Source organism: Pseudobutyrivibrio ruminis CF1b, assembly GCF_000424005.1.
GTDB classification, from domain to species: Bacteria; Bacillota; Clostridia; order Lachnospirales; family Lachnospiraceae; genus Pseudobutyrivibrio; species Pseudobutyrivibrio ruminis_C.
The window spans coordinates 15,470-39,548 of record NZ_AUJB01000008.1 but is presented as its reverse complement, the minus strand read 5'-3'; the positions used below and the strand labels follow the sequence as shown (position 1 = coordinate 39,548).

Sequence of the window (24,079 nt, the reverse complement as noted above, 5' to 3'; positions counted from 1 at the left end):
CTTCTTAAATTACTTTAAATAATTAGCCAAAAACTGTCTCGTCCTCTCATTTGAAGGATTATCTATGACCTGATCAGGGGTGCCTTCATCAGCGATAACGCCATCATCCATAAAGATGATTTTGTCAGAAACATCCCTGGCAAATCCGATTTCGTGGGTAACAATAATCATTGTTGTGTGCTGCTCAGCAAGCTCCTTAATTACCTTAAGTACCTCACCTGTAAGCTCTGGATCAAGGGCGCTGGTAGGCTCGTCGAAACAGAGTATATCAGGGCGAAGTGCCAATGCTCTTGCAATGGCTACACGCTGCTGCTGACCACCTGAAAGCTGGTGTGGGTAATTGTTCATTCTGTCCCCAAGTCCCATCTTTTCAAGAAGACGCTTGCCATTTTCTACAATCTCCTCCTGAGATTTTCCTCTGCCCTCTAGCTTTGGAGCTAGAGTAACATTTTCAAGAGCTGTATACTGTGGAAACAGATTAAACTGCTGGAACACCATTCCAAAGTGAAGACGCTTTTCTCGTAAATCCCCATCTCTTAGAGGACCATTTTTTGCGTCAAACAGGCAGTTACCATTTACAGTTATGGTACCCTCGTTAGGAGTCTCAAGGAAATTCAGACAGCGAAGCAAAGTAGTCTTTCCAGAGCCTGAGCTTCCAAGAATGGACAGAGTCTCACCCTTTTCCATGGAAAAAGTGATTCCCTTAAGAATCTCTATATTATCAAATTTCTTTTTTAAATCATTAACCTCTAAAATAGCCATAACACTCCAAATTATTTAAAGTAATCAAGTTTCTTTTCAATGTATCCAAACAACAATGTAAGTAATCCACTGAAAATAAGGTAGAATGCACCTGTGTAGAAAAGTGGCCAGATGATACCGGCACTCTTGATGAATCGCTCACCTTCCCAGATGATTTCGTAGAATGCGATAACTCTTGCAAGGGATGTATCCTTTACGAGAGTGATTACCTCATTTGAAATAGGTGGAACAATTCTCTTCACTACCTGAAGAAGCACAATCTTAAAGAAAGTCTGAGACTTGGTGAGACCAAGTACTGCAGCTGCCTCGTACTGTCCCTTTGGGATAGACTGGATTCCTCCTCTAAAGATTTCACTGAAATAGCAGGCGTAGTTGAATACAAATGCAACTAAGGCTGCTGTAAATCTTCCACCATCTCCTGAGCCCCAAAGATTGGCACCAAAGAAGATACCTGGGCCGTAAAAGATAACCAAAAGCTGCAGCATAAGTGGAGTTCCTCTAACAACCCAGATGATAAATCTGATAGGCCATCTGATAATGGGACTCTTACTCATGGAGCCAAAGCTTATGATAAGTCCAAGTGGCAGTGAAAATAAAAGTGTTAAACTAAACAATTTGAGGGTTCCTAAGAAACCCTCAAATAAAGACATCGTAACTGTTGTAAACATATTTCTTCCTTTGAATTACTGAGCCACTACTGCTTCTTGTACACCGTACTCTGTGGCAATGTCAGTCATTGTTCCATCATCGTAAAGTGTCTTGAGCTGCTCATTAATATATTTTGCTAAATCAGATCCCTTGCGGCAACCAATGCCGTATTCCTCTGTAGTAAGCTCTACTGTGTGTGCAAGGTTTGGATAGCTTGTACCCTCACCAATCATTGCACCTGCCATAAGAAGGTCAATGATGCAAGCCTCTGATGTACCAGCAGCTACTTCCATAACTGCATCAGCCTGAGACTTAACAGCTACATAATCGAAACCGTTCTCCTCTGCTGCTGCCTCACCTGCTGAACCAGACTCTACTGCAAAGCTAAGTGCTGCTGCATCCTCTGCAGTCCTGATTGAATCTGCCTTATCAGCAGGAACTACAACTACCTGAGCGTTGTTAAGGTATGCCTTTGAGCATTCCATTGAGCTGGTAACCTCAGGTGTAAGTGTCATGCCATTCCATACAACATCGATTGATTTATTCTGAAGCTCTAAGATTTTATTGTCCCAATCGATTTCCACAAACTCTACTTCTACGCCTAAATTCTCAGCGACCTTCTTTGCCAAATCTGCGTCAAAGCCGATCCACTCTCCCCCATCATCCTTATAATCCATTGGTGCGAAATCAGTGATACCCACTAAAAGAGTACCCTTGCCCTGGATATATGCCACATCACTTTCTGTGGCTGTCTCCTCAGGCTGTGGAGCTGAAGCTGTGTCGCCAGAGTCATTAGGTCCCTTAGAACCACATGCTACAAAAGACGCTGCCATCATAGAAGCTGATAAAAGTAATGCAATAATCTTCTTCCTCATATTTATACTCTCCTCATTTCTTTTTAGTTCCATTGCTTTATTACTTTATCACTCTACCACACTAAACTATTTTTGTAAACCTATATATAATTTTTTAATTGCAGCCTCCATTTCACTTTCTTCAATAATACCACAGGACAATAACAGTGTAGTGGTTTCTTCCCCTTCATCTACAATATACACATCCACTCCTGAAGCTTTGATTTTAGCAGAGAGATTAGGTTTATGGATAACAAGGCCTATCTCCATTCCACTGTTTCCCATATAGATTTCCGAATCATCTTTGAAATATTTTTTTAGCAGGTCATGGAATTTTTTTCTTTTATCCTCGTATAGTCTGGCAGTCTTTTTGATATGTCTGTTAAGGTGACCATCACGGAGGAACTGGGTCAGGGCTATCTGCTCCGCCTTTGATGCTGTCTGGTTATAGAGGGTTTGCATCTGAGCATATCGGTCGCGATATCCCTTAGGAAGTATAAGGAAACTTATACGGACACTAGGTAAAAGGATTCGTGAAAAAGAACCTAAGAAGGCTACTCTGTCACCACCTGTCATGGCATACAAACTAGGTGTTGGCTTGCTGGAAAATACAAATTCATTCTGATAGTCATCCTCTATTATCAGATGGTCGTTCTTTTGGGCATGCTCTATCAGCTCGCGACGACGCTTCATTGTCATGATTTCTCCCCACTTGGTCATGTAGGATGGGGTTACATAAATCACATGACTTTCTTTGTTTCTGTAGCTGACTTCATAGCCTCCGTTGCTAAATACCGCAGCACCATCTGAGAAGTTCCTGGTAGGGAATGATATGCTCTTCTCACCATCAAGAAGTCCCATCAGGATAATAAGAAGACTCTGGAAACCAGCACCGATTACTATATCCTCTGGGGAACAAATGATATTTCTGTTCTTTCTAACATAGCTGGCGATTTCTTCTCGAAGGTCATCCTCACCCTGATTCTTGGCATAGGTAAGTAGTCTCTCTTCCTGTCTCAGGGCAGATTTCATGTAACGTCTCCACAAATCCAGGCAGGAACTTCTTTTGTCCTCTCCGATAGTGGCAAGATCGTACTTTGCCACAGGTTTCGCTTTGGACTTTTTCTGATTTGATTCTTTTGACTGACTTTGGTTGTTTTTATCTATGACAGAAAGTTGCTCTGCCATCTCTGAAACAAAAAATCCCACCTTCTCCACAGAATAAATATATCCATCTGCTGCCAGCTGCATATATCCTGTTTCCACCGAGGTTCGGCTCACATCCAAAATCCCCTCTGTTTCCCTTAAAGACGGGATTTTATCACCCTTTTTCAGGGTGCCTTCCTTCATCTGCTCAATGTAATAATTGTAGACCTTTTCATATACCTTCATATCTGTCCCCTATTTTTTATCTATTTTTGTCCATTTTTTAGGTATCAGTTTGGTGGTATTATAGCCCCAACATAACAAAAAAGAAAGCATTTCTTTTTAATCGGTATTTATTTGGCATTTGAGTTTAGGAGGAACATCATGGATAGCTCAGCAACACATTACTCAGCAAACAGAATTGAAACAAGAAAAGTTATCATCGCAGCACTGATGGCAGCACTTACCTGTGTGGGCACAATGATTATAAAAGTCCCAACACCTACCATGGGCTACATTCACCCAGGCGACGGTTTTGTATTATTATCTGGCCTTTTGCTTGGACCTCTTTGGGGCGCCCTGGCAGCAGGCATTGGCTCAGCTCTTTCAGATTTGATTGGCGGCTATTTCATTTATGTTCCAGCCACATTCGTTATCAAGGCACTGACAGCCCTCGTTGGATACGTGGTATTCAAAACACTTTCCAGATTACTCAGTAATAAAACTGAGCTACCTACCCTAATTATTTCTGGAATCGCAGGCGAGGCTGTCATGGTGCTTGGATATTTCATCTTCGAAATATTCATGCTCTCAGTTGTAAATCACACATCTATTTCAGCTGGAGTTATCGCCTCCCTGGCAGGCATCGTACCAAATATCATTCAGGGTGTGTTCGGAGTTGTCATTTCAACTATTCTTTATCCGTTCATAAAAAAATTGGCTACCAACTAAAGTTGGTAGCCAATTTTATTTTCTTTATTAATCCTCTTTTGGCATCACGATTGCGATGTGTACATCGTCAAGCTGCTTCTGCTCTACTGTTGCAGGAGCATCCATCATGATATCCTGTGCGTTCTTGTTCATTGGGAAAGGAATAACCTCGCGGATAGCTTCCTCACCAGCGATAAGCATAACCATACGGTCTACACCTGGAGCGATACCGCCGTGTGGTGGTGCACCATATGTGAATGCATTGTACATAGCTGGGAACTTAGCCTTAACATCATCCTCACCAAGACCTACAAGCTTGAATGCCTCAATCATGATCTCTGGATCATGGTTTCTGATAGCACCTGATGAAAGCTCTACGCCGTTACATACTAAGTCGTACTGGTAAGCTAAAATATCAAGTGGCGCCTTATTCTTAAGAGCATCCATTCCGCCCTGTGGCATAGAGAATGGGTTATGGCAGAACTCGAGCTCGCCTGACTCCTCGCCGATTTCGTACATTGGGAAATCAACGATCCAGCAGAACTCGTAAGTATCCTTCTTCATGTGACCTTCTGCAGCTGCACCGAGAAGCTTTCTGAATACACCAGCTGTCTTCTGAGCAACGAGAAGTGGACCTGCTGCAAGACCAACGAAATCGCCTGGCTTAAGACCAAGTGCATCGATGACTGCCTGCTTTCTCTCCTGAAGGAACTTAGCGATACCACCAACGATTTCACCATTCTCATCAAGCTTGAACCAGTATGTCTTCTGAGCTGTAGCAACCTCTACCTCAGCGATCATAGCATCAATCTGCTTACGTGTAGCGTTGAGGCCATCAACAACGATAGCCTTAACAACATTGCCCTCGAATGGACCGAATCCACAATCAGCCATAACCTCTGTAGCGTCCTGAAGAACGAGGTCAATACGAAGATCTGGCTTATCTGAACCGTACTTGTCCATTGACTCAAGATATGGAATGCGTACAAATGGAGCTGTAGAAGCTGAATTGTAAACGCCATACTTAGCAAAGATAGGTGGAAGTACATCCTCGATAACTGCGAAGACATCTTCCTGAGATGCAAATGCCATCTCCATATCAAGCTGATAGAACTCTCCTGGAGAACGGTCTGCACGAGCATCCTCATCACGGAAACATGGTGCAATCTGGAAGTATCTGTCAAAACCAGATGCCATGAGAATCTGCTTGAACTGCTGTGGTGCCTGTGGAAGTGCATAGAACTTTCCTGGGTGATTACGAGCTGGAACAAGGTAATCACGAGCACCCTCAGGTGATGAGCATGTAAGAATTGGAGTAGTAATCTCCATGAAATCGTGAGCAATCATAGAAGCACGAAGCTCTGCTACGATCTTGCTACGAAGGATAATCTTGCTCTTAACCTCTGGGTTACGAAGATCAAGATAACGATATTTAAGACGTGTATTCTCGTCAGCTTCCTTTGAACGATTAATCTCGAATGGAAGCTCGTTGTGAGTACACTTTCCAAGAATCTCAATTGATGTAGGAACGACCTCAATCTCACCAGTTGGAAGCTCTGTGTTCTTAGAAGAACGCTCACGAACCTCTCCAGTAACAGAGATTGTAGATTCCTTATTAACAGAATCGATAACAGCCATCATCTCTTCTGTCTCAACAACTATCTGTGTAGTGCCATAGAAATCACGAAGGATAACGAATCCAAGATTCTTAGACACCTTTCTAATGTTTTCGAACCAACCAACTAAAGTAACCTGCTTGCCAGCATCTGAAAGACGAAGCTCGTTACAGTTGTGTGTACGTGACTGAGTCATTTTATATCTCCTCTTCTAATAAATAAAACTAAGGGCTGCCAACGGTTTGACAGCCCTTTTATAATACACCTTTTTAATACGCAAGTCTAGATATCTTCTGGTCAGAAATTCGGCCTTTTGCCTTCAATCCCTCGTACAAAATATCCTGTAAATCTGCTCTGTTCAACACTATCTTTGAATCGTCGTCCAAAGTGACAACTACGTTGGTCTCACATGCAACACAGCTACCTCCTGGACAGTTTGGATCGCAGTCCTCATCCTTACAGTGCTGCTCACAGGCTGTACAATCTACCTGATACATATTCTTGCGATTAAGTACGCCAATCTCCTCAAGGGTATTTACCATACGGTAAACTGTGGCAGTACCTATATTTTTATCGATTTTTATAGCCTCGCGGTAAATCTCCTTCACACAGGAAGGGTCTGAATTAAGAATGATATCCAAAACCACAAGGCGCTGTTTTGTAATGCGACAGCCAGCTTCTCTAAGCTGCTGTACAATTATGTCTCTTTGTTCACTGTTGTTTACTGCAATATCCATAATTACTTTAAAATCTTATCCTTCGCATAATCACGAACAGCCTTAAAGCTTTCCTTACTGATTACGTGCTCAATGCGGCATGCATCCTCAGATGCAATCTCCTCATCTACACCAAGCTTCACAAGAATATCAGTAATAAGCTCATGGCGCTCGAGAATCATCTCTGCGATAGCCTTTCCTTCATCTGTTAGGTAAATATATCCAGCGTCAGTAACTGTAATGTGATTCTTCTCACGAAGATTCTTCATAGCTATGCTGACTGATGATTTTTTAAAATTTAACTCGTTAGCAATGTCTACAGAACGAACAACTGGGAGCTTCTTGCTAAGTATAAGAATTGTCTCTAAATAGTTTTCTGAAGACTCATTTACAAATGTTCTCAAAATAAAAACCTCCTGTTATTTGGAACCTTGGGTGAATCAATTGCACACAACTCACCGTAAATTAAGAGTACCATATTTCCAACTTCTGTGCAACTTGTTAAACTAAAGTTAGTTTAACCTAACATCAGCAATTTATCAAGCTTTCTAAAGCATTTATTAAACTTTTATTAAATCGGATTATAAAGTGTTGACGGACAAGTTTCAAACCTTTAAAGTGCAGATAAGCTAATTGTTAAGGAGGAAGCTCATGAACAATTTCAGATACAGAATGGCACAGTTATTTGCCGGAAGAACTGGCGTAGATGCCCTTGGCAGAACCTTCACATGGGTTGCCATGATTCTAATGATAGTTACAATGTTCACCCATTCGAATATAGCCTACCTGCTTGCAATGGCATGCCTCGTTTATAGCATCTGGAGAATGTTTTCTAAGAACTATCAGAAAAGATACTACGAAAATCAAATGTTTCTTCAGAAGACAGCTAAGATTAGAGGCTTCTTTATGAGACTTACACCAAATGTTAGAAACAGCATTATCAAAGCTCGTTACAACATGGAACAGCGAAGAACCTACAAGATTTTCAAATGTCCTAGCTGCAAGCAAAAGCTTAGAGCACCTAGAGGCAGAGGTAAGATTCAGGTTAACTGTAGCAGATGTCACACTCAGTTCATTAAGAAGGTATAACTATTGTTTGGATATATTAACGCAGATCGAAGTCAGCTGTCCCCCGAGGACAAGCGTACATATCAAAGCTTCTACTGTGGCTTGTGCAGAGAGTTAGGTAAGCAGGCCGGAGTCAAAGGCCAGATGCTTCTTAATTTTGATTTATGCTTTTTGGCTATACTGCTTCAAAGCCTTTACGAGCCTCAGCTTAATCAGGAAGATTTCAGATGCATGATTCATCCCGCCAAAAAGAAAAATGGATTTTCCAGTGAAGCTATGGAATACGCAGCAGCTATGGATATTATTCTTTCCTACCATAGCCTTATGGATAATTACGCTGACGATGGCTCTAAGCTTTCTGGCATGGCTGCCAATTCCTTAAAAAAGGATTACGACAGAATAAGTGCCAAATATCCTAGACAAACAGCGGCGGTTGAGGATTATATCAACAAGCTGACAATCGCTGAAAAATCAGGCGAAACAAACATTGACCTTGTCTCAGGCTACACCGGCGAAATGCTAGGTGAACTGTTCAACTGGAAGCAGGATTCCTGGGGACAGACCCTTCACTGTATGGGTTATTACATGGGCAAATTCATTTATTTAATTGATGCCTATGATGACATAAAAAAGGATGAAAAAAGAGGTAGTTACAATCCTCTCCTGTTTATGAAAAGGGAATCACCAAAGGAGTTTGAGTGCTTTGTAAAAATCAATCTCACATCCCTAATGACGGAATGTGCAAAGTCCTTTGAGAGGCTTCCAATAGTCGATAATGTAGATATTCTGAGAAACATTATTTACTCAGGAGTATGGACCAGATACGAATATCTTCAGCTTAAAGAAAAGAGAAAAAATAATTCCAAGGAGAATCGTAGATGACAGATCCTTATAGCATTTTAGGTGTATCAAGAAATGCTTCTGAAGACGAAATCAAAAAAGCTTACAGAAGTCTCAGTAGAAAGTACCATCCTGATGCCAACATAAACAATCCCAATAAAGAAGCGGCTGAAGAGAAATTCAAAGAAATTCAGGCAGCTTACAATCGCATCATGGATGAGCGCCAGAATGGCGGACCTTTCTATCAGGATTTTTATAATAATAGCCAGTCTGCCAACTATGGGCCTTACAATAATTACGGCCCTTATGGCAACTATGGCAACCAAAATCAGAATCAGCAGGACTATGACAACTGGTATGAATACAAGAGATATTATTATGGCTACAATCGCCCATACTTCGGTGTTGTCCGCTGGTGCGCAAGCATGATTATTTTAAATCTGCTGTGCAACATATGCTGTTTCTTTTAATTAGATTATTTCCAGGTCATTCGGACCTATCATATATTTTCTCCCTATATCTGCATGTTCTTGAACGAATATGCACACACAAAAAGGCCCTCGGGTTTCAGCCACCCGAGGGTCTTTATCGTTCTAATTATTCTTTTTATCAAACAGTGCAATTACTGTATTGAAAATATCTATAAAAAGATTTTCTATCAGGTACGCTGCTACTGTGGAAATAAGCAGTGTGGCTATCACCAGAAGAATGAATCCCACGCCCTTATACATCACTGATGAAATGTGAATGATATTTTTTACGACGAAAAACAGCACCCACATATGAATCAAAAGGATTCCATAGCTGTATTTGCTAACAAGTCTTAGGAAGTAGAAATTCTTAAGATGCTTTTGAAGCTTGAAGCAAATGGCAAATACTGCAAGAACTGTGATTATAAAGTAATGTGTCAGTCCTGTCATTGATTCCTGATAAGCCATATTTGGATCAATCTTGAAATAGGTTAAAATGCTTACCAATACTCCGGCAACAATCATCAATGTATCAAGATTTCGTGACTCCTCCCTGCTATACCAGTATCCTATTATGGCTACTCCACACCAGCCAGAAAGAGGTATGATTGTTCCAATCTGATTTGGGAAGAATTTCATGAATATGGAAAGCACATATGTAATAGTCACCAGCTGTGTCAGCATTGTATATGACATGTTCTTAAGCATGATTCTAAGGAATGGAACTGCCACATAAATGGCCACAATCTCATATACAAGCCAGAAATGAGGAACATTGTCTGTATAAACATCTGCCGACAAAATCTTGTAGGTAATCTCTTTCCAGGTAAGCACACCAATCTTCTCGTACTGCCATAAATACCAGAGATAATAAACTACCAATGGAATGGCAATTCTGAGAAGTCGTTTTTTGTAAAACGTAAATACGGATTCATCCTTATCTACAAGCAAAAGTGCGCCGGAAATCATGATAAAGAAAGTGTTGCAATTACCACTCCAGCAGCGGATATAGTTCATGGTGTTGTAGATACCTGTGCCAGCCATATCTGCTGCCAGTCTCAAATCCAGGTTAAGAACGTGGATAATGATAACTAAAAGCACTGCCACCAGTCTAAGGTAATCGTACACTGGATTTCTGTTATTGTTCTTAGGAATGGCTAAAGTCTGGGCTACATAGTCCTCATTTTTATATGATTTAAATATGCAAATGCCGCAACCGATGGCAGCTGCTATTCCAAAGAAAATCCACTGTGGTTTCACATAGCTTGTATAGTTCAACAGCACTAAACCACAGGCTGCTACCACCAGCCAGTAGATAGTAGATGCAATTTTTTTCATTATGTCTATTCTCCTTAGTTGTAAAGCTTCTTTACCACTGAGTCTGGCACCTCGAAATGCTGATAATCCTTGGACTTTTTCCAGGCACCGCCCCACTCAAAGCCATGCTCTGTAAAGAGCTTGTAAGCTAAATCATTCTCATCAATTTTATGTGAAAAATCCTGACTGCGGTCAACATAAGCTGCTGCATTGGCAGGCTCGATAGAAAGCTGACCATTAACTGTTTTCACATAAGGATTGTACAAAGTATTGATGTCCATGGCAAGACCGTAGCCATGCTTGGAAATCTTTGTAGTATAGCTGATAAATCTGAAATTGAAGCTGGATGAATTGTTGTCAGCCATAGAGCTTTCATCATCAGCATCGTACTCATCCACAAGTCTGATTTTCTCTATAGGATACTGGGCCTCATATAGGGCTTCAAATATCTCCAGCAAATCCTCTGAGATATACTTGTTACAAATAATCTCACCATCATGTGGCTGACCATCAAATCCAATATGCATGACATGTAAATATCTTAAATCTGATACAGGGACAGTGCAATTATCCTTGTAGGACTTGCCTTTTATTCTAGCAAAGATATCGCTGGTCTCGTCGAATTCTAGGGAGTAGAAGCCTTCTGTATTTGTCACTGTATTTGTCACTGTATTTGTCACTGTATTTTCATCCATTATTTCTTCCTCAGGTTCTTCCGTTTTTGCAAGTTCATCAGATTCAGATGTTTCAACTTCTACATCTTCATCTAATGTCTTTTCATCAATTTTTTCTTTTTTCTGAATCTGCTGCACTGTCTGTTGATTATCTACAGCTGAGTCATCTTTTGAAATCTGATTTCCACAGCCACACAAACATAAAACAAGTAAAAGCAGCAATATATATTTTATCTTAAACATATCCACACCCTCTTGTATATGTTAGTCTGCTATAATTTTATCATAATTGAAATCCATTCCAAATTTTAACATAAAAAAATCCCACGGCATCACCGTGGGATTTCTCATTTAGTCCGCTATAACTTCTTTAAGAATTACCTCATTACCAGTAACAAGATATGTGTTGCCGCTGCCACAATGTGGACAAGTCTTTCCGTAGGCAACTGTCTCATACTCCTGCTTACAATCCTCGCAGAAAGTAACGGCCTTGATGGTCTCGCAGACAAGCTTGCTGCCATCAAGTCTTGGATATTTCTTTGCATTCCATGCCCAGCAATCGATCAGATAATCTGGGATGACTGTAGAAACCTCGCCAATTGAGAGAACAACCTCGCTGATGTGCTCAGCGCCATTTTGCGCGGCAACTTCCTCTACCTGCTTAGCGACATGAAATACAATCCCTAATTCGTGCATATACTACCCTTTCTAATTGCACTGTAATCATTATTTATGATTACGTTTATACTCCTTGTGTTCGCGCTCAGCCTGCTTCTCAGCCTCTGTCTTCTTAGAGAAGGCAACCTTTGCAGCACGCTTAAGTGCGTAAGCACCGATATGCTTGAACTTATCCTCAGCTGGAACCATGTGTGTGCACTCTGGATGAGTTCTGTGAAGGTGGATAGCATCAAATGCACACTTAGTTGTGCAGACACCACATCCGATACACTTATTCTCATCAACCACTGACGCACCACACTTAAGGCAACGGCTAGCCTCTGCCTTAACCTGCTCCTCTGTAAGAGTAAGGTGAGCATCTCTAAATGAATGCTTCATATCAATGCTTGTATCGATAGCAGGCTCATTACGTCCTGCTGTATCATATTCTTCCACAAGAATATTGTCTTTGTCAAGCTCGATGAAATCACGACGGTTCTTACCGATTGTCATAGAGCATCCTGGCTGAACAAATCTGTGAAGTGAATCAGCAGCGCACTTACCAGCCTCGATAGCATCGATAGCGAACTTAGGACCTGAGTAAACATCACCACCAACAAAGATGTCTGGCTGTGCTGTCTGGTATGTAAGGTGATCTGCCACTGGGTAGTTGCCGTGCCAGAACTCTACCTTTTCTTTTCCATCACCGAGGAGTCCGCCCCACTCGATGCCCTGACCGATAGCGAAGATAATGTTCTTGCACTCTACAGTCATAGTCTCGTTCTCATCGTACTGAGGATTGAACTTGCCCTCAGCATCCTTAACTGATGTACACTTCTTGAATACGATACCAGCTACGTTGCCCTGCTCATCCTTAAGGATTTCCTTTGGACCCCAACCATTGTTGATTGCGATATCCTCTTCAAGTGTCTCTGTAATTTCAATATTGTTTGCAGGCATCTCATTTCTCTGCTCAAGACAGAACATCTGAGGCTTGCCAGCACCAAATCTAGCAGCTGTACGCACACAGTCGATAGCTACGTTACCACCACCGACAACAACTACATTGCCATCCATCTTCTGGTTCTGGTCTTCTGTAGCCTTGTGAAGGAATGTAACAGCGATGTCGATACCTTCCTTAGCATCTGTACCTGGGATTGGTGGAATCTTTCCACCCTGGCATCCGATTGCAACATAGAATGCCTTGTAACCCTGAGCACGAAGCTCATCAAGAGTGATATCCTTACCAACTTCAACGCCGCACTTAATCTCTACGCCAAGCTGACGGATAACATCGATTTCAGCCTCAACTACGTCCTTCTCAAGCTTCCATGAAGGGATACCCCATGTAAGCATACCACCTGGACGATTGTTCTTCTCGAATACTGTTGGCTTATAACCCTTTGTTGCAAGGTAGTAAGCACATGAAAGACCTGCAGGGCCTGAACCGATAATAGCAATCTTGTCATCCCACTGTGTTAAACGGTTTGAAGGGATGTCGATTGGTGGAATGTATCTTGTCTCAGCGTGTAAGTCACGCTCAGCAATAAACTTCTTAATGTCGTCGATAGCAACAGGAGCGTCGATTGTACCACGTGTACAAGCAGCTTCACATCTCTTGTTACATACACGACCACAGATAGCTGGGAATGGATTGTCCTTCTTAATAAGGGCAAGAGCGTCCTCGTAACGTCCTTCCTTAGCCATATTTACATAACCCTGAACAGAAACGTGTGCAGGACAAGCTACCTTACATGGAGCTGTACCTGTCTCGTAGCAGTTCTTACGGTTGTTATCACGATAATCCTCATCATACTTTTCCTTACCCCAGTGAACTCTGTCTGGAAGAACTACCTTTGGATACTCAACCTGGCTTCCGTCCTTCTTGCAAAGCTTCTGGCCAAGCTTAACAGCACCAGCTGGGCAGTACTCTACGCACTTACCGCAGGCAACACACTTCTCAGCTTCAACATGAGCTGTGTAAGCTGAACGTGACATGTTAGGTGTGTTGAAAAGCTGTGATGTACGAAGGGCATTACAAATATTTACGTTACAGTTGCAAAGACCGAAGATCTTGTTCTCACCATCGATGTTTGTAATCTGGTGAACATAACCAAGAGTCTCAGCACGCTCAACGATGCGCATAGCCTCCTCGTATGTGATGTCGTGACCCTTGCCAGTCTCACGGCAGTAGTCAGCGAAATCACCAAGACCGATACACCAGTTCATCTCGTCATCGCCGCAACCTTCTTCAAGGCAAGCTCTTGATACACGGCATGAGCACTGACCAACACCGATGTGGCCTTCGTATTTCTTGAGCCAGTATGAAATCTGCTCAAGGTCTAACTTCTCATTTTCGAACTCGATAGCCTTCTCAACAGGGATAACGTGCATACCTACACCAGCGCCTCCTGGTGGGATAAGGTGTGTAAGACCATCAAGTGGCATGAATGTCATTCTCTCGAAGAATGATGCAAGAGCTGGATGCTCTTTTAATCTATGATTTGAACGCTCGCCAGGAACTGACTCTTCCATGTTGAAAAGCTCAGCAGAACCTGGAACGAACATTGGAAGACAATATCTTCTCTCTGAAGGCTCAGCTGTACGTCCGTTATGATCGTAGTGATCGCCGTAATCGTACTCTAAAAGACCGATGTATGACATCTCGTCAAGAAGCTTCTGGAATGCTTCCTTGTCCTTTGCCTTCTCAGGATTCATGTTGCACATTTCTGCAAATGTGTAATGATGGCGGAGCTTCATAGTAAGACCAACCTCAGCCATCTCCTCTGTAACGATTTCTGCAAGACCCCAGTACTCTGGATCTTCAACCTTTACGCCGAACATCTTGTGCCCAGCAACGTCTGTAATTTTTCTTCCAAGCTTGATAATCTTGTCGCTTGGTGCCTTGTCATTCATGTGTGGTGGAATGACTGCTTTACTCATTTCTGGCATTTCCTTATACTCCCTTTCTTTCTTTAAAATGCAGCTCACGAAGACCCTCAACTTCGTCACAAATCTGCTGTAATGAACAGCTTCCGCAGTCCATTGTCACGTTCTTGAAGATATGATCGATTGTGCCAGTGATCTCCTCAAGATGACGTGAATTCTCAGCCAATGCTTTGTAATCAAAATCTGGCTGAGTTATAAATATGAGCTTTACAGCTTCAATATTTTTATTTTCATGATATTTATCCAGGAAAAGCTTACCTACCTGGGCAAAGCCAAGACCTTTATCAATGGCCTCCCTGCTGACTCTAACCGGCTCCCTGCCATTTGATGCAGAGATACGAGTCATGTACCCCTCTGGATTAATGTGATATCTCACATATTCGATTTTTCTAATAGCATTATAAAGTACATTGCCATCCCCAAGGCTATCCTCTGCCACCCTTACTAGAGCAATTCTGGCATAAGGCTGGTCTTCTTTAATCTCTGACAAATCAGGACCAAGAAGATAAACCTCATCAGCTGAGACAAGCTCTGTGCTTGCTGTGACGCCCATTGCACTAACTGCTGGACAGGTACCGCCACCAAGCTCATAAGCCATGTCTGCTCTAAGGATAAGATTGTGGTCACCAGCGTCAGCCCAATTCGCATTTGCGATATCAAGCTGCTTTAATGGTGCCCCATCCAGTGAAGACATAATGCACTTTATAGTCTCATCATATAGCTTCATTGATTATATCTTTCTATCTCTCTTTATCTTGTCGTAGTGCTTAGCAAGTAATGGCTGAATAGCGCTTGTAAGCTTCATATCCAAATTGAAGAAATATACAATCAGCGATAATACGAATAAGCAGATGAAAACTATTGCAATAATTAATAAAACTTTTAACATAATTAACACCTCATCCGGCCTTTCAGGCCACCTTCCCCTCAAGGGGAAGGCTAACTACATTCCTTTCTGTCGTGCAAACTCAGCGGCTCCAAGTGCTCCCATAAGCTGTGGATCAATTGGAAGCTCGATGACTTTGAGCTTGAGAACCTGCTCAATTGCAGCCTTAAGCCCCGCATTCTTTGCGCAGCCACCTGTAAGTGTAATCTTATCAACAGCGCCAGCCTTCTTCGACATTACGAAGCAGCGCTTTGCAACTGAAAGCTCGATACCTGCAGCAATTTCATCCATAGGCTTACCCTCACCAACAAGTGAGATAACCTCTGACTCAGCGAATACTGTACACTGAGCAGTGATTGGAATAACGTTTTTAGCCTTGAGAGAAAGATTTGAGAACTCGTCCAAATCCATCTCAAATGCTCTGGCCATTGCCTCGAAGAAACGGCCTGTACCTGCTGCACATTTATCATTCATGGCGAAGTTAAGAACTGTACCGTCTGTATCAACAGCGATACCCTTAACGTCCTGACCACCGATATCGATTATAGCCTTTACCTCAGGGTCTGCAACGTGCACACCCATGGCATGACAGCTAATCTCTGAAATGTTCTCATCTGCAAATGGTACCTTGTTACGGCCGTATCCTGTACCTACAAGATATGTTAAATCCTCAGCGCTATTAAGCTCTGGAACCTGAGCCACCGCCTGATCAAGGGCATCCTGGCATGAGAGCACTGCATTGATGCGGCTTTTGAGAGTCACATCAGCTACCATCTTACCGGTCTCATCAATGATTACACACTTTGTGTATGTAGAGCCGGAATCACATCCACCAAAATATTTCATACTATTATTCTCCTACCATAAATTAGTATCATCATAATCCTCTAACGATGGGTCAAGTGGCTCCTCGCGAAGGACTGAGCGCATGTAGCGGTTTACATCCTGGCGAAGATTCTTGCGTGGGATAACGCGTGGATCATAAAGATCGTGGTTTACCCAAACAAGCTTGATGCCGTGTTCACGAGCCTGCTGCTCGAACATGCCATGCATACCATCAAGGGCCTTGCAGGCGATGTGCTCCCAAAGGATTACCATATCCGCATTGAACTCCTCACAGTAACGCCATAAATCATCAAGAAGAACCTCGTAACCACCATGGGTACGGTTTCTCATAATCATGTTCTCGTACTGGTGAGCCATGTCGTAAATAGCCTGCTCTTTGTCATCCTCTGAAATAGGATCAAGAGAGACCATAGTAAGCATATCAAAAAGTGGAAGAATTCCCCAGCAATTTAACAGCCATGCTACAAAATCTGTATAGAACTGTGACTGAACGCCCCAGATTACTGCACGATGGCGGTACTCTTTTGCAAGCATTGTCTTGTTCTTGTAGGCCTCTGTAGCCATTTTTGTAATCTTTTTATCAAGCTTGGCAAAAGCTGAAACCTTACCAGCAATAGCCATGTATTCTGTCTCACGGTAAAGAAGAATGTTGTTTCCAATTACCTGTGGATAATCTGTCTTAGAAAGCTCAAGCCATTCTGTACACTCCTGTGCACCGATGTTGATTCGCTTTGCACACTCGAAGTAGTAATCCCAGTCGAACTTCTCTCCTGTCTGCTCCTCGATGAAAGCAATAGCGTTTCTAACCTCCTGTGCAGCGTAGTCCTGTACCCCTGGCTCAGTATGACGAAGTGGTGTAGCAAGCTGATGAACTGGAATTCCATTACGCTCAAGAGCTCTTGAAATAACACCATTTCCCATAAGAGAACCATCACAGGTAGTGTTACACTGAACAGCGCACTTACCAAAGATTGGCATATCTCCATCGATACAGATACCTGCCTCAGATGCCGGCATAGGGCAAACATCACCAGGCATACCACATTCCTGAACTACATCAAGATAATGTGTCATGGCATCTCCCTGAAGAAGTACGCAAACATAACAGCTTGCTGTCTCCCAACTAAGTCCTTCAAGATTTGGGAAACCACACATGATGTTGGTCATCTCATTTTCATCCATAAGGACTACATGCTTTGACTTCTCAGGCTTTGCGCCAAGATTCTGATCCATAGAAAAGATCTTTGTAAGAAGCTTTGCAACGTCTGAGGCAACCAAATCGTATTCCTCACGACAAATGCGAAGCTGTGGGCCACGAAGACCCATTGAATGCTTGTCAATCATCATTGGCACAGCCAGATAATTGAGCATCCAGCGATATCTAAAGAATCCCTTTACATTCTTTGGATGAAGCATAAACTTTCCCAGCATGGCCATGATTCCAAGCCATCTGGTGTAATCGTACCAAGTGTCTTTAATTCCTCTCCATTCACGATGCTTGAAAACCTTTTTATCACCACTATAAAGCTTTCCAAGCTGTGAGCTGCCGACTGCTTTTCCCATTACTTTCTACCTCCGTTTACAATGAATCGGCACGATTGCTTCCGCAATAGTGCCACATCGGTCGGTGTGATGGTAGATTCTGACTTCGTCATAATCACACCTCCCTCTGGATTTTTTTGATTTCGATACTCTCCACGAAGGCCTGTACACGGGTGCGTAACTGTCCGGAATTTCCTACTGCGTATGGACGGTCGATAGTGAGAACTGGATAACCATATTCGTCGCGTAAAACATGACTTCCCACCATTCTCTCATATGCCCATGGGTCGCAGAATTTCATCTGCTCATAGATGATTCCATCTGCCTTGTATTCTCGCGCGATTTCGTCCACGTATTCACGTCTGCGGTTCATCTTAGGTGTGTCCATATGACGTGGGCACATGCAGCTCATCATATAATGGCGGCAAATTTGAGTAAGAACATCCTCCTCATCATTAAGGATAATCTCCTCTCGTCCCGGCAATGAACCGAAGCAGAAACGGTCTGCGCATACATAAGCTCCTGAATCCTCAACAAGCTTAATCATATCAATATCGTCAATCTCTGAACCAACCACAGCGACTCTTGCTCTAAATGGCCACTTCTCGTCTGGCTGACGATTCTTGACTTCCTCAAGTGTCTCCTCAAGCTTCTCAATAAGTAAGTCGTGAGGGCACACATAAGTACACATTGTAATAATGTGGAACTCGTATCCTGTGATACGAGGCTTCTCTTCCTTACGGAAGTTTCCAAGCTCTGTGATAAGACGGCAGATTTTGTTGTGTTCCTCCACTGCCTTTCTAAGAGCTTCATCACTTATATCAACACCAAATTTTTCATTTAAAGGTTCAAGGATTTTGCTTCTGCACTGTCCAACATAGAGGTTTAATCCATTTTCATCAGCCTTCATTGGAACCTCTAGGTACTGGTAGAAGAAATGCTCCTTGTCATTCATCTTAAGGAGCTCCATGTTCTCAACGCAGCGGTTGATCATGGTGCATCCGTCTGGTGCCATAAGGCAATCTAAAAACTGATATCCGCCTTCAATGGCACGCTCAAGCAATGCTCTGGAATATTCACATAAAAGACTGGTCAGGTAATAGGTTCCCATTTCCATGGAACCTGTACGTGGCGCACGAAGTCTTACAGTGAAAGCATTACCTAAGTTCATCAACACTTCTGGAATCTGATAACAAACTGAACCAACGCAGACACGGCCCTCAGCCTGGGCCTGTCTAACCAGATCATTATCAGCGTCCATTAGAAGGTTTTCAAAGTAGTATAAATGCTTTAAATCCTTCATAATATTCAATTCTCCCTACTCCGCTGGTTACGCTCTCAATCCTAAGATATTGCTCCGCTCGACTAACACGTCTCGCTGTGCAACACTTAGAGATTGATAGCTACCAGCTCATTTAAAAATTTTATAAAACACCCATCTTCTTAAGAGAGCTACGCAGGCCCTCTACGATTGGTGCTTCTCCCGGAATGTAAAAGACAGATTCTCCTTTTAGATCGCGCTCTGTAAGATTGGCATCTGCTGGAATCCAACCCAAAAGTGGAATATCTCCCAAATCCATGTACTGTAAAACGTCCTCGGATGGAACACGATTTACAACTACTCCGATTTCGTCGTACATAACAAGGTTGTCTGCCACTTCTTTGATTGTCTTAACTACTCCACAGCCCTTCTTACTAGAATCGGTAATAAGAACAAGGTGTGTAACCTTTTCCATGACACGGCGATTGATCTGCTCGATACCAGCCTCGCCGTCTATAACGATATAATCGAAATTGTCGGCCACCTGAGCGATGACCTCTTTAAGATATGTGTTGATTTTGCAATAGCAGCCTGCAGCCTCAGGACGTCCGATTGCAATAAAAGAAAAGCCATCCATCTCAACCATAGCATCGAAAATGCGATATCTGGCTTCACCAAGTACCTCAACAGTGGCCTTGGCATCCCCATTCTCAGCCGCCTCCACAGCTTCCTTCCTGATATCATCAAGAGTAAGCTCTGGCTCCACGCCAAGTGCTGTGGACAAACCAACAGCTGGGTCCGCATCGATTGCTAAGATTTTTTTGTCTGGATAAGCTTCCACTAACAACTTGACCATCACCGACGCAAGTGAAGTCTTACCTACTCCACCTTTACCAGCAACAGCCAACACTATAGGCTTCTTTTCCATCTTTAATTATTTCTCCCTTTAATTACCACAATTCAATAACTGTCAAAGATTGATAAATTTTTGTCAATTATTGCTATTCAATTCTAGCATAGAAGTATTCCACAAATAAAGGAAAACAAAAAAGCCACAGGGATTTTTTCCTAAATAGACAAAATCCACTGTGGCGTAAAAAGCACTTTGCACAAGACAAATGAGGATTAATCCTCACTGTGTAATTTCTTGGTCATATATGTTGTAAGCATTTCAATGCCGGCTGCGTTCTCACCACCACGTGGGATAATGATATCAGCATGCTTCTTTGAAGGCTCAACAAACTCTTCATGCATTGGCTTAACTGTCTTTGAGTACTGCTCGATGATTGACTCGATGCTACGTCCTCTCTCAATCATATCACGCTGGATACGACGCATAAGACGCTCGTCAGCATCTGTATCAACGAAAATCTTAATATCCATCAAATCGCGGAGCTCCTTATTTTCAAGGATAAGGATACCTTCCATAACGATAACAGTCTTAGGCTCAACACGAACAGTTTCAGCTGAACGGTTGTGATTTACATAATCATAAACAGGCATATCGATGGCATAACCCTTGATAAGCTTTCTAACATCCTCTGCCATTCTGTCAGATTCAAATGAATCTGGGTGGTCGTAGTTAAGCTGGCTACGCTCTTCGAAAGACATCTCTGGATGAGCCTTGTAGTAAGCATCATGACTGATTACTGCAATATCCTCTCCAAAAAAGTCCTGTAACTTGTTGATGATTGTAGTCTTGCCTGAAGCAGAACCTCCTGCTACACCAAGAACGCAAATTTTCTCTGACATAAATACTCCTTATTACTTTTAACCCTTAAAACGCTTGAACCCCTCGCCGTAAACGGCCTTAGATTCCATGATGACAATAAATGCATCCACATCAATCTTCTTTGCAACACGATTAACCTGATACATCTGCTTGTCTGAGCAGGCACACATAAGCACCTGTCTCTCATCTCCCTTGTAACCGCCCTTTGCGGTAAAAATTGTGGTACCACGCTCCACAGCTTTATCGATAGCGTCCGCGATGGCCTCAGCCTTGTTGGTAACAATCATACACATCATACCTGCATCGGCAGAAATCATTACCTTATCAACTACAAGAGAACCAATATAGCTTATTACAAAACCATAGCAAAGAGCCTCAAATGAATGAGCGTATGCAATGGTATCGATAACAATAATTACAGTGTCCACGATGAAGAAAATTCTTCCAAGGGACATATGTGGATGCTTCGCCTTGATAATCATCATGATGAAGTCCGCTCCACCAGTAGATGAATTGCGCATGTATACAAGGGCATAACCAAGTCCTGTAAACACACCTACTACTACGGCATTTAAAAAGATATTGCCAATAGCTACCTTAGGCACCAGCGGTGCCACAAAATCCATCATAACTGTGCCAATAGCCATAGTCTTAAACGACTTTAAAAGGAACTTTTTACCAAGAACCTTGTAGGCCCAGATAATAAGTGGAATGTTCATGATGATGGTGGCAATACCGATTTTCCATCCCCAGTACTGATAGAAAATCATAGCGATACCTGTGAGTCCTGTCAATGGAAATTTTGCATCTGCTGCAAAATTGTAAAGTGCGATACCTATGAATAAACCTGACAGGGCATCCATAATTATATCTATGATTAATTCTTTTCTTTTCTCTGATGACATTTATCTTCCCCCTTAGCGTCTGGACTACTGAGCAAATCTCTTTACGATACCTTGAAGAACCTTAACTACTGTGTCCATACCCTCCGCTGTAATATGCTCCATTGGACCGTGGAAGTTGTATCCACCTGTTCCAAGGTTTGGACAAGGCAATCCCATAAATGAAAGTCTTGCTCCATCTGTGCCACCTCTGATGGCAACTGCCTTAGGATTCTCGCCTGCATCCTTTAAGGCCTCAAATGCATAATCTATTAAGAACATGTGTGGCTTGATCATCTCAAGCATATTCTGATACTGATCCTTTATAGTAAGCTCACATGTGCCCTCGCCATACTTCTGATTGATGATATTGGCTGCGTGCTCCATAATCTTCTTCTTGTAAGCAAACTTCTCCTCATCGTGGTCACGGATGATGTAAGAAAGATTAGCCTCTGCAACATCACCTGACATATCTGTAAGATGGAAGAATCCCTGATAGCCCTCTGTCTGTGATGGCACCTCTGAAGGTGGAAGTAGTGCGTTAAACTCCATCGCTACAAGTGCTGCATTAACCATAATGTCCTTTGCATCACCTGGGTGGATGTTTACACCGTTAAACTTAACCTCTGCGCCTGCTGCATTGAAGTTCTCGTACTCAACTGCATTTTCCTGGCCACCATCTACTGTGTAAGCGAAATCAGCTCCGAAGCCCTCTACATCAAAATGATCTGCGCCTGCTCCAATCTCCTCATCTGGAGTGAAGGCAATGCAAATCTTGCCGTGAGGCTCGTTGCCTGAAAGAATCTCCTCTACAAAAGTCATAATCTCTGCGATACCTGACTTATCATCGGCACCAAGAAGTGTAGTGCCATCTGTATGAATAAGGGTGCGTCCCTTTAATGTCTTAAGATGTGGGAAATCAGCCACCTTGATAACTCTGCCTGATGTTCCAAGAACAACATCTTCGCCGCCATAGTTTTCTTCAACTATAGGATTAACGTTCTCTCCTGTGAAATCTGGAGCTGTATCCATATGGGCAATAAAGCCGATAGCCTTCTTGTCCTCGTAGCCTGCTGTAGCAGGGATAGTGCCGTAAACATAGCACTTGTCATCTACATGTGCATCGGCAACGCCAAGCTCCTTAAGCTCCTCCACCAAAATCTTAGCCAAATCAAACTGACGGGCTGTTGAAGGAACAGTGGTGCTGTCCTCGTCACTGGTGGTGTATATTTTTACATAATTAAGCAATCTTTCATATGCTCTCATAATTAATTCTCCTTTAAATAAGGCCCATAGACCTCAGAATATAAAGCCATACTGTAAGCGTGAATGCAGACAATATGGTGGTCAGCATAACAATACCTGCTGAAACGTTTCCATTATACCCCATACTTTTAGCCATTACAAATGATGAAACTGTAGTTGGGGAACCAGTCATAATAAGCACTGCGACAAGCTTGTCATGACTATATCCAAGGGCAATTGCCACTGGCAGCCAGATGGCACAAAATCCAATCAATTTAAAGAATGTAGCCACAATTGTAGGCTTGTATTTTTTGATGGCCTCCCCCATCTGGAAGCTGGCTCCAAGTGCCATAAGTCCAAGTGGTGTAGCCAAAGCACTGACTGACTCCAGTGTCTTTGGAAGAAGGATAGGCACAGGAATAAGTGAACGAATAATTCCAAGTGCAATACCTATAATAATCGGATTCTTAATAACTCCGATGGCAGTCTTTTTGATCAGCGCCGGTGTAAGCTTTCCATCGCTTTGACCAAGTGTAAGAACGATTACAGCCGCCACATTATAAAGAGGCACAGCTCCAATAATCATAAGTGGAGTCATACCTGCTGTACCGTATAGATTAACTGCGATACCTACACCTAAAAGGGCCGCACTACTTCTGTAGGTTCCCTGAATAAACTCTGTTCTGGTGCGCTTGTCGTGGGCTAAAAATGAAAATGCCCAACCAATAAGGATAGAGATAAATGTGGCCACAAAACAAAATACGATAAAACCTGTGTCCCACAGCTCTTCAACATCAGATGTGGCCAGTTCCTTATAAACAAGGACAGGAAGAGCTATCTTGAAAACGAAGTTGTTCAGACCCTTTGTCAGGTCTTCAGTGAAAATCCCGGTGGCTCTGAATACTCCTCCCAAAACCATCAAAAGGAAAATTGGTACAGTTGCATTAAGACAAAAAATAAGATTCTCTAACATTATGTCGCTCCTTAGCTGATTACATGAATAAGGGGCCACAAATAAAGCGTGGCCCCCGTTAGTTTT

General features: G+C 42.5%; 25 protein-coding genes. 4 read left to right on the top strand and 21 right to left on the bottom strand.

Annotation, left to right across the window (positions count from 1 at the left end):
• Positions 1 to 9: 9 nt before the first annotated feature.
• The 4 genes from G592_RS0102485 to G592_RS15410 all read right to left on the bottom strand — a co-directional run bounded on the left by G592_RS0102485 (position 10) and on the right by G592_RS15410 (position 3,656).
• Positions 10 to 762, bottom strand: a complete 753-nt coding sequence (locus G592_RS0102485) for an amino acid ABC transporter ATP-binding protein (protein WP_028246415.1) — start codon at positions 760 to 762, stop codon at positions 10 to 12.
• Positions 763 to 773: 11 nt separating this feature from the next.
• Entirely contained in the window at positions 774 to 1,430 is a 657-nt protein-coding gene (locus G592_RS0102480) for an amino acid ABC transporter permease (protein WP_028246414.1), read from the bottom strand.
• A gap of 15 nt (positions 1,431 to 1,445) precedes the next feature.
• Positions 1,446 to 2,285 carry a transporter substrate-binding domain-containing protein gene (locus G592_RS0102475; protein ID WP_028246413.1) on the bottom strand — a complete coding sequence of 280 codons (840 nt, stop codon included), beginning with the start codon at positions 2,283 to 2,285 and terminating at the stop codon, positions 1,446 to 1,448.
• A gap of 66 nt (positions 2,286 to 2,351) precedes the next feature.
• Complete coding sequence (locus tag G592_RS15410; protein WP_036951606.1) at positions 2,352 to 3,656, bottom strand: PLP-dependent aminotransferase family protein; 1,305 nt, start codon at positions 3,654 to 3,656, stop codon at positions 2,352 to 2,354.
• A 138-nt stretch (positions 3,657 to 3,794) separates the two neighbouring features.
• On the opposite strand from G592_RS15410, the gene G592_RS0102465 reads away from it, so the two are divergent.
• Positions 3,795 to 4,361 carry an ECF transporter S component gene (locus tag G592_RS0102465; RefSeq protein WP_028246412.1) on the top strand — a complete coding sequence of 189 codons (567 nt, stop codon included), beginning with the start codon at positions 3,795 to 3,797 and terminating at the stop codon, positions 4,359 to 4,361.
• Between the two features lie 27 nt (positions 4,362 to 4,388).
• Here G592_RS0102465 and aspS read toward each other — a convergent pair whose 3' ends face one another.
• The 3 genes from aspS to G592_RS0102450 all read right to left on the bottom strand — a co-directional run bounded on the left by aspS (position 4,389) and on the right by G592_RS0102450 (position 7,076).
• Positions 4,389 to 6,152 carry an aspartate--tRNA ligase gene (gene aspS, locus G592_RS0102460; RefSeq protein ID WP_028246411.1) on the bottom strand — a complete coding sequence of 588 codons (1,764 nt, stop codon included), beginning with the start codon at positions 6,150 to 6,152 and terminating at the stop codon, positions 4,389 to 4,391.
• Positions 6,153 to 6,225: 73 nt separating this feature from the next.
• Entirely contained in the window at positions 6,226 to 6,693 is a 468-nt protein-coding gene (locus G592_RS15405; RefSeq protein ID WP_036951603.1) for a Fur family transcriptional regulator, read from the bottom strand.
• A 2-nt stretch (positions 6,694 to 6,695) separates the two neighbouring features.
• Positions 6,696 to 7,076 (bottom strand): metal-dependent transcriptional regulator, encoded by a 381-nt coding sequence (locus tag G592_RS0102450; RefSeq protein ID WP_028246410.1) that lies wholly within the window; start codon positions 7,074 to 7,076, stop codon positions 6,696 to 6,698.
• Positions 7,077 to 7,323: 247 nt separating this feature from the next.
• Between G592_RS0102450 and G592_RS0102445 the strand changes: the two genes are divergently transcribed.
• From G592_RS0102445 to G592_RS17905, 3 genes are read left to right on the top strand one after another with little or no spacing between them, the layout of a single operon-like run.
• Complete coding sequence (locus G592_RS0102445) at positions 7,324 to 7,761, top strand: hypothetical protein (RefSeq protein ID WP_242830137.1); 438 nt, start codon at positions 7,324 to 7,326, stop codon at positions 7,759 to 7,761.
• Between the two features lie 3 nt (positions 7,762 to 7,764).
• On the top strand, positions 7,765 to 8,622 hold the full coding sequence (locus tag G592_RS0102440; RefSeq protein WP_028246408.1) for a DUF5685 family protein: 858 nt from the start codon (positions 7,765 to 7,767) through the stop codon (positions 8,620 to 8,622).
• The gene (locus G592_RS17905) at positions 8,619 to 9,050 is read left to right on the top strand and encodes a DnaJ domain-containing protein (RefSeq protein WP_028246407.1); all 432 of its coding nucleotides are present in this window, start codon (positions 8,619 to 8,621) and stop codon (positions 9,048 to 9,050) included. Before G592_RS0102440 ends, G592_RS17905 begins: the two co-directional genes overlap by 4 nt.
• Positions 9,051 to 9,173: 123 nt before the next feature.
• Here the strand turns inward: G592_RS17905 and G592_RS0102430 are convergent, their stop codons facing one another.
• From G592_RS0102430 to G592_RS0102360, 14 genes are all read right to left on the bottom strand, one after another.
• Positions 9,174 to 10,388 carry an acyltransferase gene (locus tag G592_RS0102430; protein ID WP_028246406.1) on the bottom strand — a complete coding sequence of 405 codons (1,215 nt, stop codon included), beginning with the start codon at positions 10,386 to 10,388 and terminating at the stop codon, positions 9,174 to 9,176.
• A 14-nt stretch (positions 10,389 to 10,402) separates the two neighbouring features.
• Positions 10,403 to 11,284: a M15 family metallopeptidase gene (locus tag G592_RS15400; RefSeq protein ID WP_242830136.1), complete on the bottom strand. Its 882-nt coding sequence runs from the start codon at positions 11,282 to 11,284 to the stop codon at positions 10,403 to 10,405.
• Positions 11,285 to 11,392: 108 nt separating this feature from the next.
• Positions 11,393 to 11,737, bottom strand: a complete 345-nt coding sequence (locus G592_RS0102420) for a hydrogenase maturation nickel metallochaperone HypA (RefSeq protein ID WP_028246405.1) — start codon at positions 11,735 to 11,737, stop codon at positions 11,393 to 11,395.
• A gap of 30 nt (positions 11,738 to 11,767) precedes the next feature.
• Positions 11,768 to 14,641 carry an FAD-dependent oxidoreductase gene (locus G592_RS15395; protein WP_420329241.1) on the bottom strand — a complete coding sequence of 958 codons (2,874 nt, stop codon included), beginning with the start codon at positions 14,639 to 14,641 and terminating at the stop codon, positions 11,768 to 11,770.
• A 13-nt stretch (positions 14,642 to 14,654) separates the two neighbouring features.
• Positions 14,655 to 15,374, bottom strand: coding sequence for a carbon monoxide dehydrogenase (locus G592_RS0102410; RefSeq protein ID WP_028246404.1), 720 nt, complete (start codon positions 15,372 to 15,374; stop codon positions 14,655 to 14,657).
• Between the two features lie 3 nt (positions 15,375 to 15,377).
• Positions 15,378 to 15,536, bottom strand: coding sequence for a hypothetical protein (locus G592_RS17675; RefSeq protein ID WP_176757584.1), 159 nt, complete (start codon positions 15,534 to 15,536; stop codon positions 15,378 to 15,380).
• 54 nt (positions 15,537 to 15,590) lie between these two features.
• Positions 15,591 to 16,379 carry an acyl-CoA dehydratase activase gene (locus tag G592_RS0102400; RefSeq protein ID WP_028246403.1) on the bottom strand — a complete coding sequence of 263 codons (789 nt, stop codon included), beginning with the start codon at positions 16,377 to 16,379 and terminating at the stop codon, positions 15,591 to 15,593.
• 12 nt (positions 16,380 to 16,391) lie between these two features.
• Positions 16,392 to 17,942: a 2-hydroxyacyl-CoA dehydratase family protein gene (locus tag G592_RS0102395; RefSeq protein ID WP_028246402.1), complete on the bottom strand. Its 1,551-nt coding sequence runs from the start codon at positions 17,940 to 17,942 to the stop codon at positions 16,392 to 16,394.
• 94 nt (positions 17,943 to 18,036) lie between these two features.
• Entirely contained in the window at positions 18,037 to 19,224 is a 1,188-nt protein-coding gene (locus G592_RS0102385; RefSeq protein WP_028246401.1) for a 2-hydroxyacyl-CoA dehydratase family protein, read from the bottom strand.
• Positions 19,225 to 19,345: 121 nt separating this feature from the next.
• Entirely contained in the window at positions 19,346 to 20,110 is a 765-nt protein-coding gene (locus G592_RS0102380) for an AAA family ATPase (RefSeq protein ID WP_028246400.1), read from the bottom strand.
• Between the two features lie 197 nt (positions 20,111 to 20,307).
• The gene (gene udk / locus G592_RS0102375; RefSeq protein WP_028246399.1) at positions 20,308 to 20,934 is read right to left on the bottom strand and encodes a uridine kinase; all 627 of its coding nucleotides are present in this window, start codon (positions 20,932 to 20,934) and stop codon (positions 20,308 to 20,310) included.
• 18 nt (positions 20,935 to 20,952) lie between these two features.
• Positions 20,953 to 21,819: a YitT family protein gene (locus G592_RS0102370; RefSeq protein ID WP_028246398.1), complete on the bottom strand. Its 867-nt coding sequence runs from the start codon at positions 21,817 to 21,819 to the stop codon at positions 20,953 to 20,955.
• Between the two features lie 24 nt (positions 21,820 to 21,843).
• Entirely contained in the window at positions 21,844 to 23,061 is a 1,218-nt protein-coding gene (pepT, locus tag G592_RS0102365; RefSeq protein ID WP_028246397.1) for a peptidase T, read from the bottom strand.
• A 13-nt stretch (positions 23,062 to 23,074) separates the two neighbouring features.
• Positions 23,075 to 24,013, bottom strand: coding sequence for an AEC family transporter (locus tag G592_RS0102360; protein WP_028246396.1), 939 nt, complete (start codon positions 24,011 to 24,013; stop codon positions 23,075 to 23,077).
• Positions 24,014 to 24,079: the final 66 nt, after the last annotated feature.

Excerpts from the sequence above, each read along its gene's own strand:
- G592_RS0102370 (WP_028246398.1), bottom strand. The coding sequence starts at position 21,819 with ATGTCATCAGAGAAAAGAAAAGAATTAATCATAGATATAATTATGGAT.
- G592_RS0102480 (WP_028246414.1), bottom strand. The coding sequence starts at position 1,430 with ATGTTTACAACAGTTACGATGTCTTTATTTGAGGGTTTCTTAGGAACC.
- G592_RS0102445 (WP_242830137.1), top strand. The coding sequence starts at position 7,324 with ATGAACAATTTCAGATACAGAATGGCACAGTTATTTGCCGGAAGAACT.
- G592_RS17905 (WP_028246407.1), top strand. The coding sequence starts at position 8,619 with ATGACAGATCCTTATAGCATTTTAGGTGTATCAAGAAATGCTTCTGAA.
- G592_RS0102420 (WP_028246405.1), bottom strand. The coding sequence starts at position 11,737 with ATGCACGAATTAGGGATTGTATTTCATGTCGCTAAGCAGGTAGAGGAA.
- udk (WP_028246399.1), bottom strand. The coding sequence starts at position 20,934 with ATGTCAGAGAAAATTTGCGTTCTTGGTGTAGCAGGAGGTTCTGCTTCA.
- G592_RS0102410 (WP_028246404.1), bottom strand. The coding sequence starts at position 15,374 with ATGAAGCTATATGATGAGACTATAAAGTGCATTATGTCTTCACTGGAT.
- G592_RS0102430 (WP_028246406.1), bottom strand. The coding sequence starts at position 10,388 with ATGAAAAAAATTGCATCTACTATCTACTGGCTGGTGGTAGCAGCCTGT.
- G592_RS0102475 (WP_028246413.1), bottom strand. The coding sequence starts at position 2,285 with ATGAGGAAGAAGATTATTGCATTACTTTTATCAGCTTCTATGATGGCA.
- G592_RS0102395 (WP_028246402.1), bottom strand. The coding sequence starts at position 17,942 with ATGGGAAAAGCAGTCGGCAGCTCACAGCTTGGAAAGCTTTATAGTGGT.
- G592_RS0102380 (WP_028246400.1), bottom strand. The coding sequence starts at position 20,110 with ATGGAAAAGAAGCCTATAGTGTTGGCTGTTGCTGGTAAAGGTGGAGTA.
- G592_RS15405 (WP_036951603.1), bottom strand. The coding sequence starts at position 6,693 with ATGGATATTGCAGTAAACAACAGTGAACAAAGAGACATAATTGTACAG.
- G592_RS0102485 (WP_028246415.1), bottom strand. The coding sequence starts at position 762 with ATGGCTATTTTAGAGGTTAATGATTTAAAAAAGAAATTTGATAATATA.
- G592_RS15410 (WP_036951606.1), bottom strand. The coding sequence starts at position 3,656 with ATGAAGGTATATGAAAAGGTCTACAATTATTACATTGAGCAGATGAAG.
- aspS (WP_028246411.1), bottom strand. The coding sequence starts at position 6,152 with ATGACTCAGTCACGTACACACAACTGTAACGAGCTTCGTCTTTCAGAT.
- G592_RS0102385 (WP_028246401.1), bottom strand. The coding sequence starts at position 19,224 with ATGAAGGATTTAAAGCATTTATACTACTTTGAAAACCTTCTAATGGAC.
- G592_RS0102400 (WP_028246403.1), bottom strand. The coding sequence starts at position 16,379 with ATGAAATATTTTGGTGGATGTGATTCCGGCTCTACATACACAAAGTGT.
- G592_RS15400 (WP_242830136.1), bottom strand. The coding sequence starts at position 11,284 with ATGTTTAAGATAAAATATATATTGCTGCTTTTACTTGTTTTATGTTTG.
- G592_RS15395 (WP_420329241.1), bottom strand. The coding sequence starts at position 14,641 with ATGAGTAAAGCAGTCATTCCACCACACATGAATGACAAGGCACCAAGC.
- G592_RS0102465 (WP_028246412.1), top strand. The coding sequence starts at position 3,795 with ATGGATAGCTCAGCAACACATTACTCAGCAAACAGAATTGAAACAAGA.
- pepT (WP_028246397.1), bottom strand. The coding sequence starts at position 23,061 with ATGAGAGCATATGAAAGATTGCTTAATTATGTAAAAATATACACCACC.
- G592_RS17675 (WP_176757584.1), bottom strand. The coding sequence starts at position 15,536 with ATGTTAAAAGTTTTATTAATTATTGCAATAGTTTTCATCTGCTTATTC.
- G592_RS0102360 (WP_028246396.1), bottom strand. The coding sequence starts at position 24,013 with ATGTTAGAGAATCTTATTTTTTGTCTTAATGCAACTGTACCAATTTTC.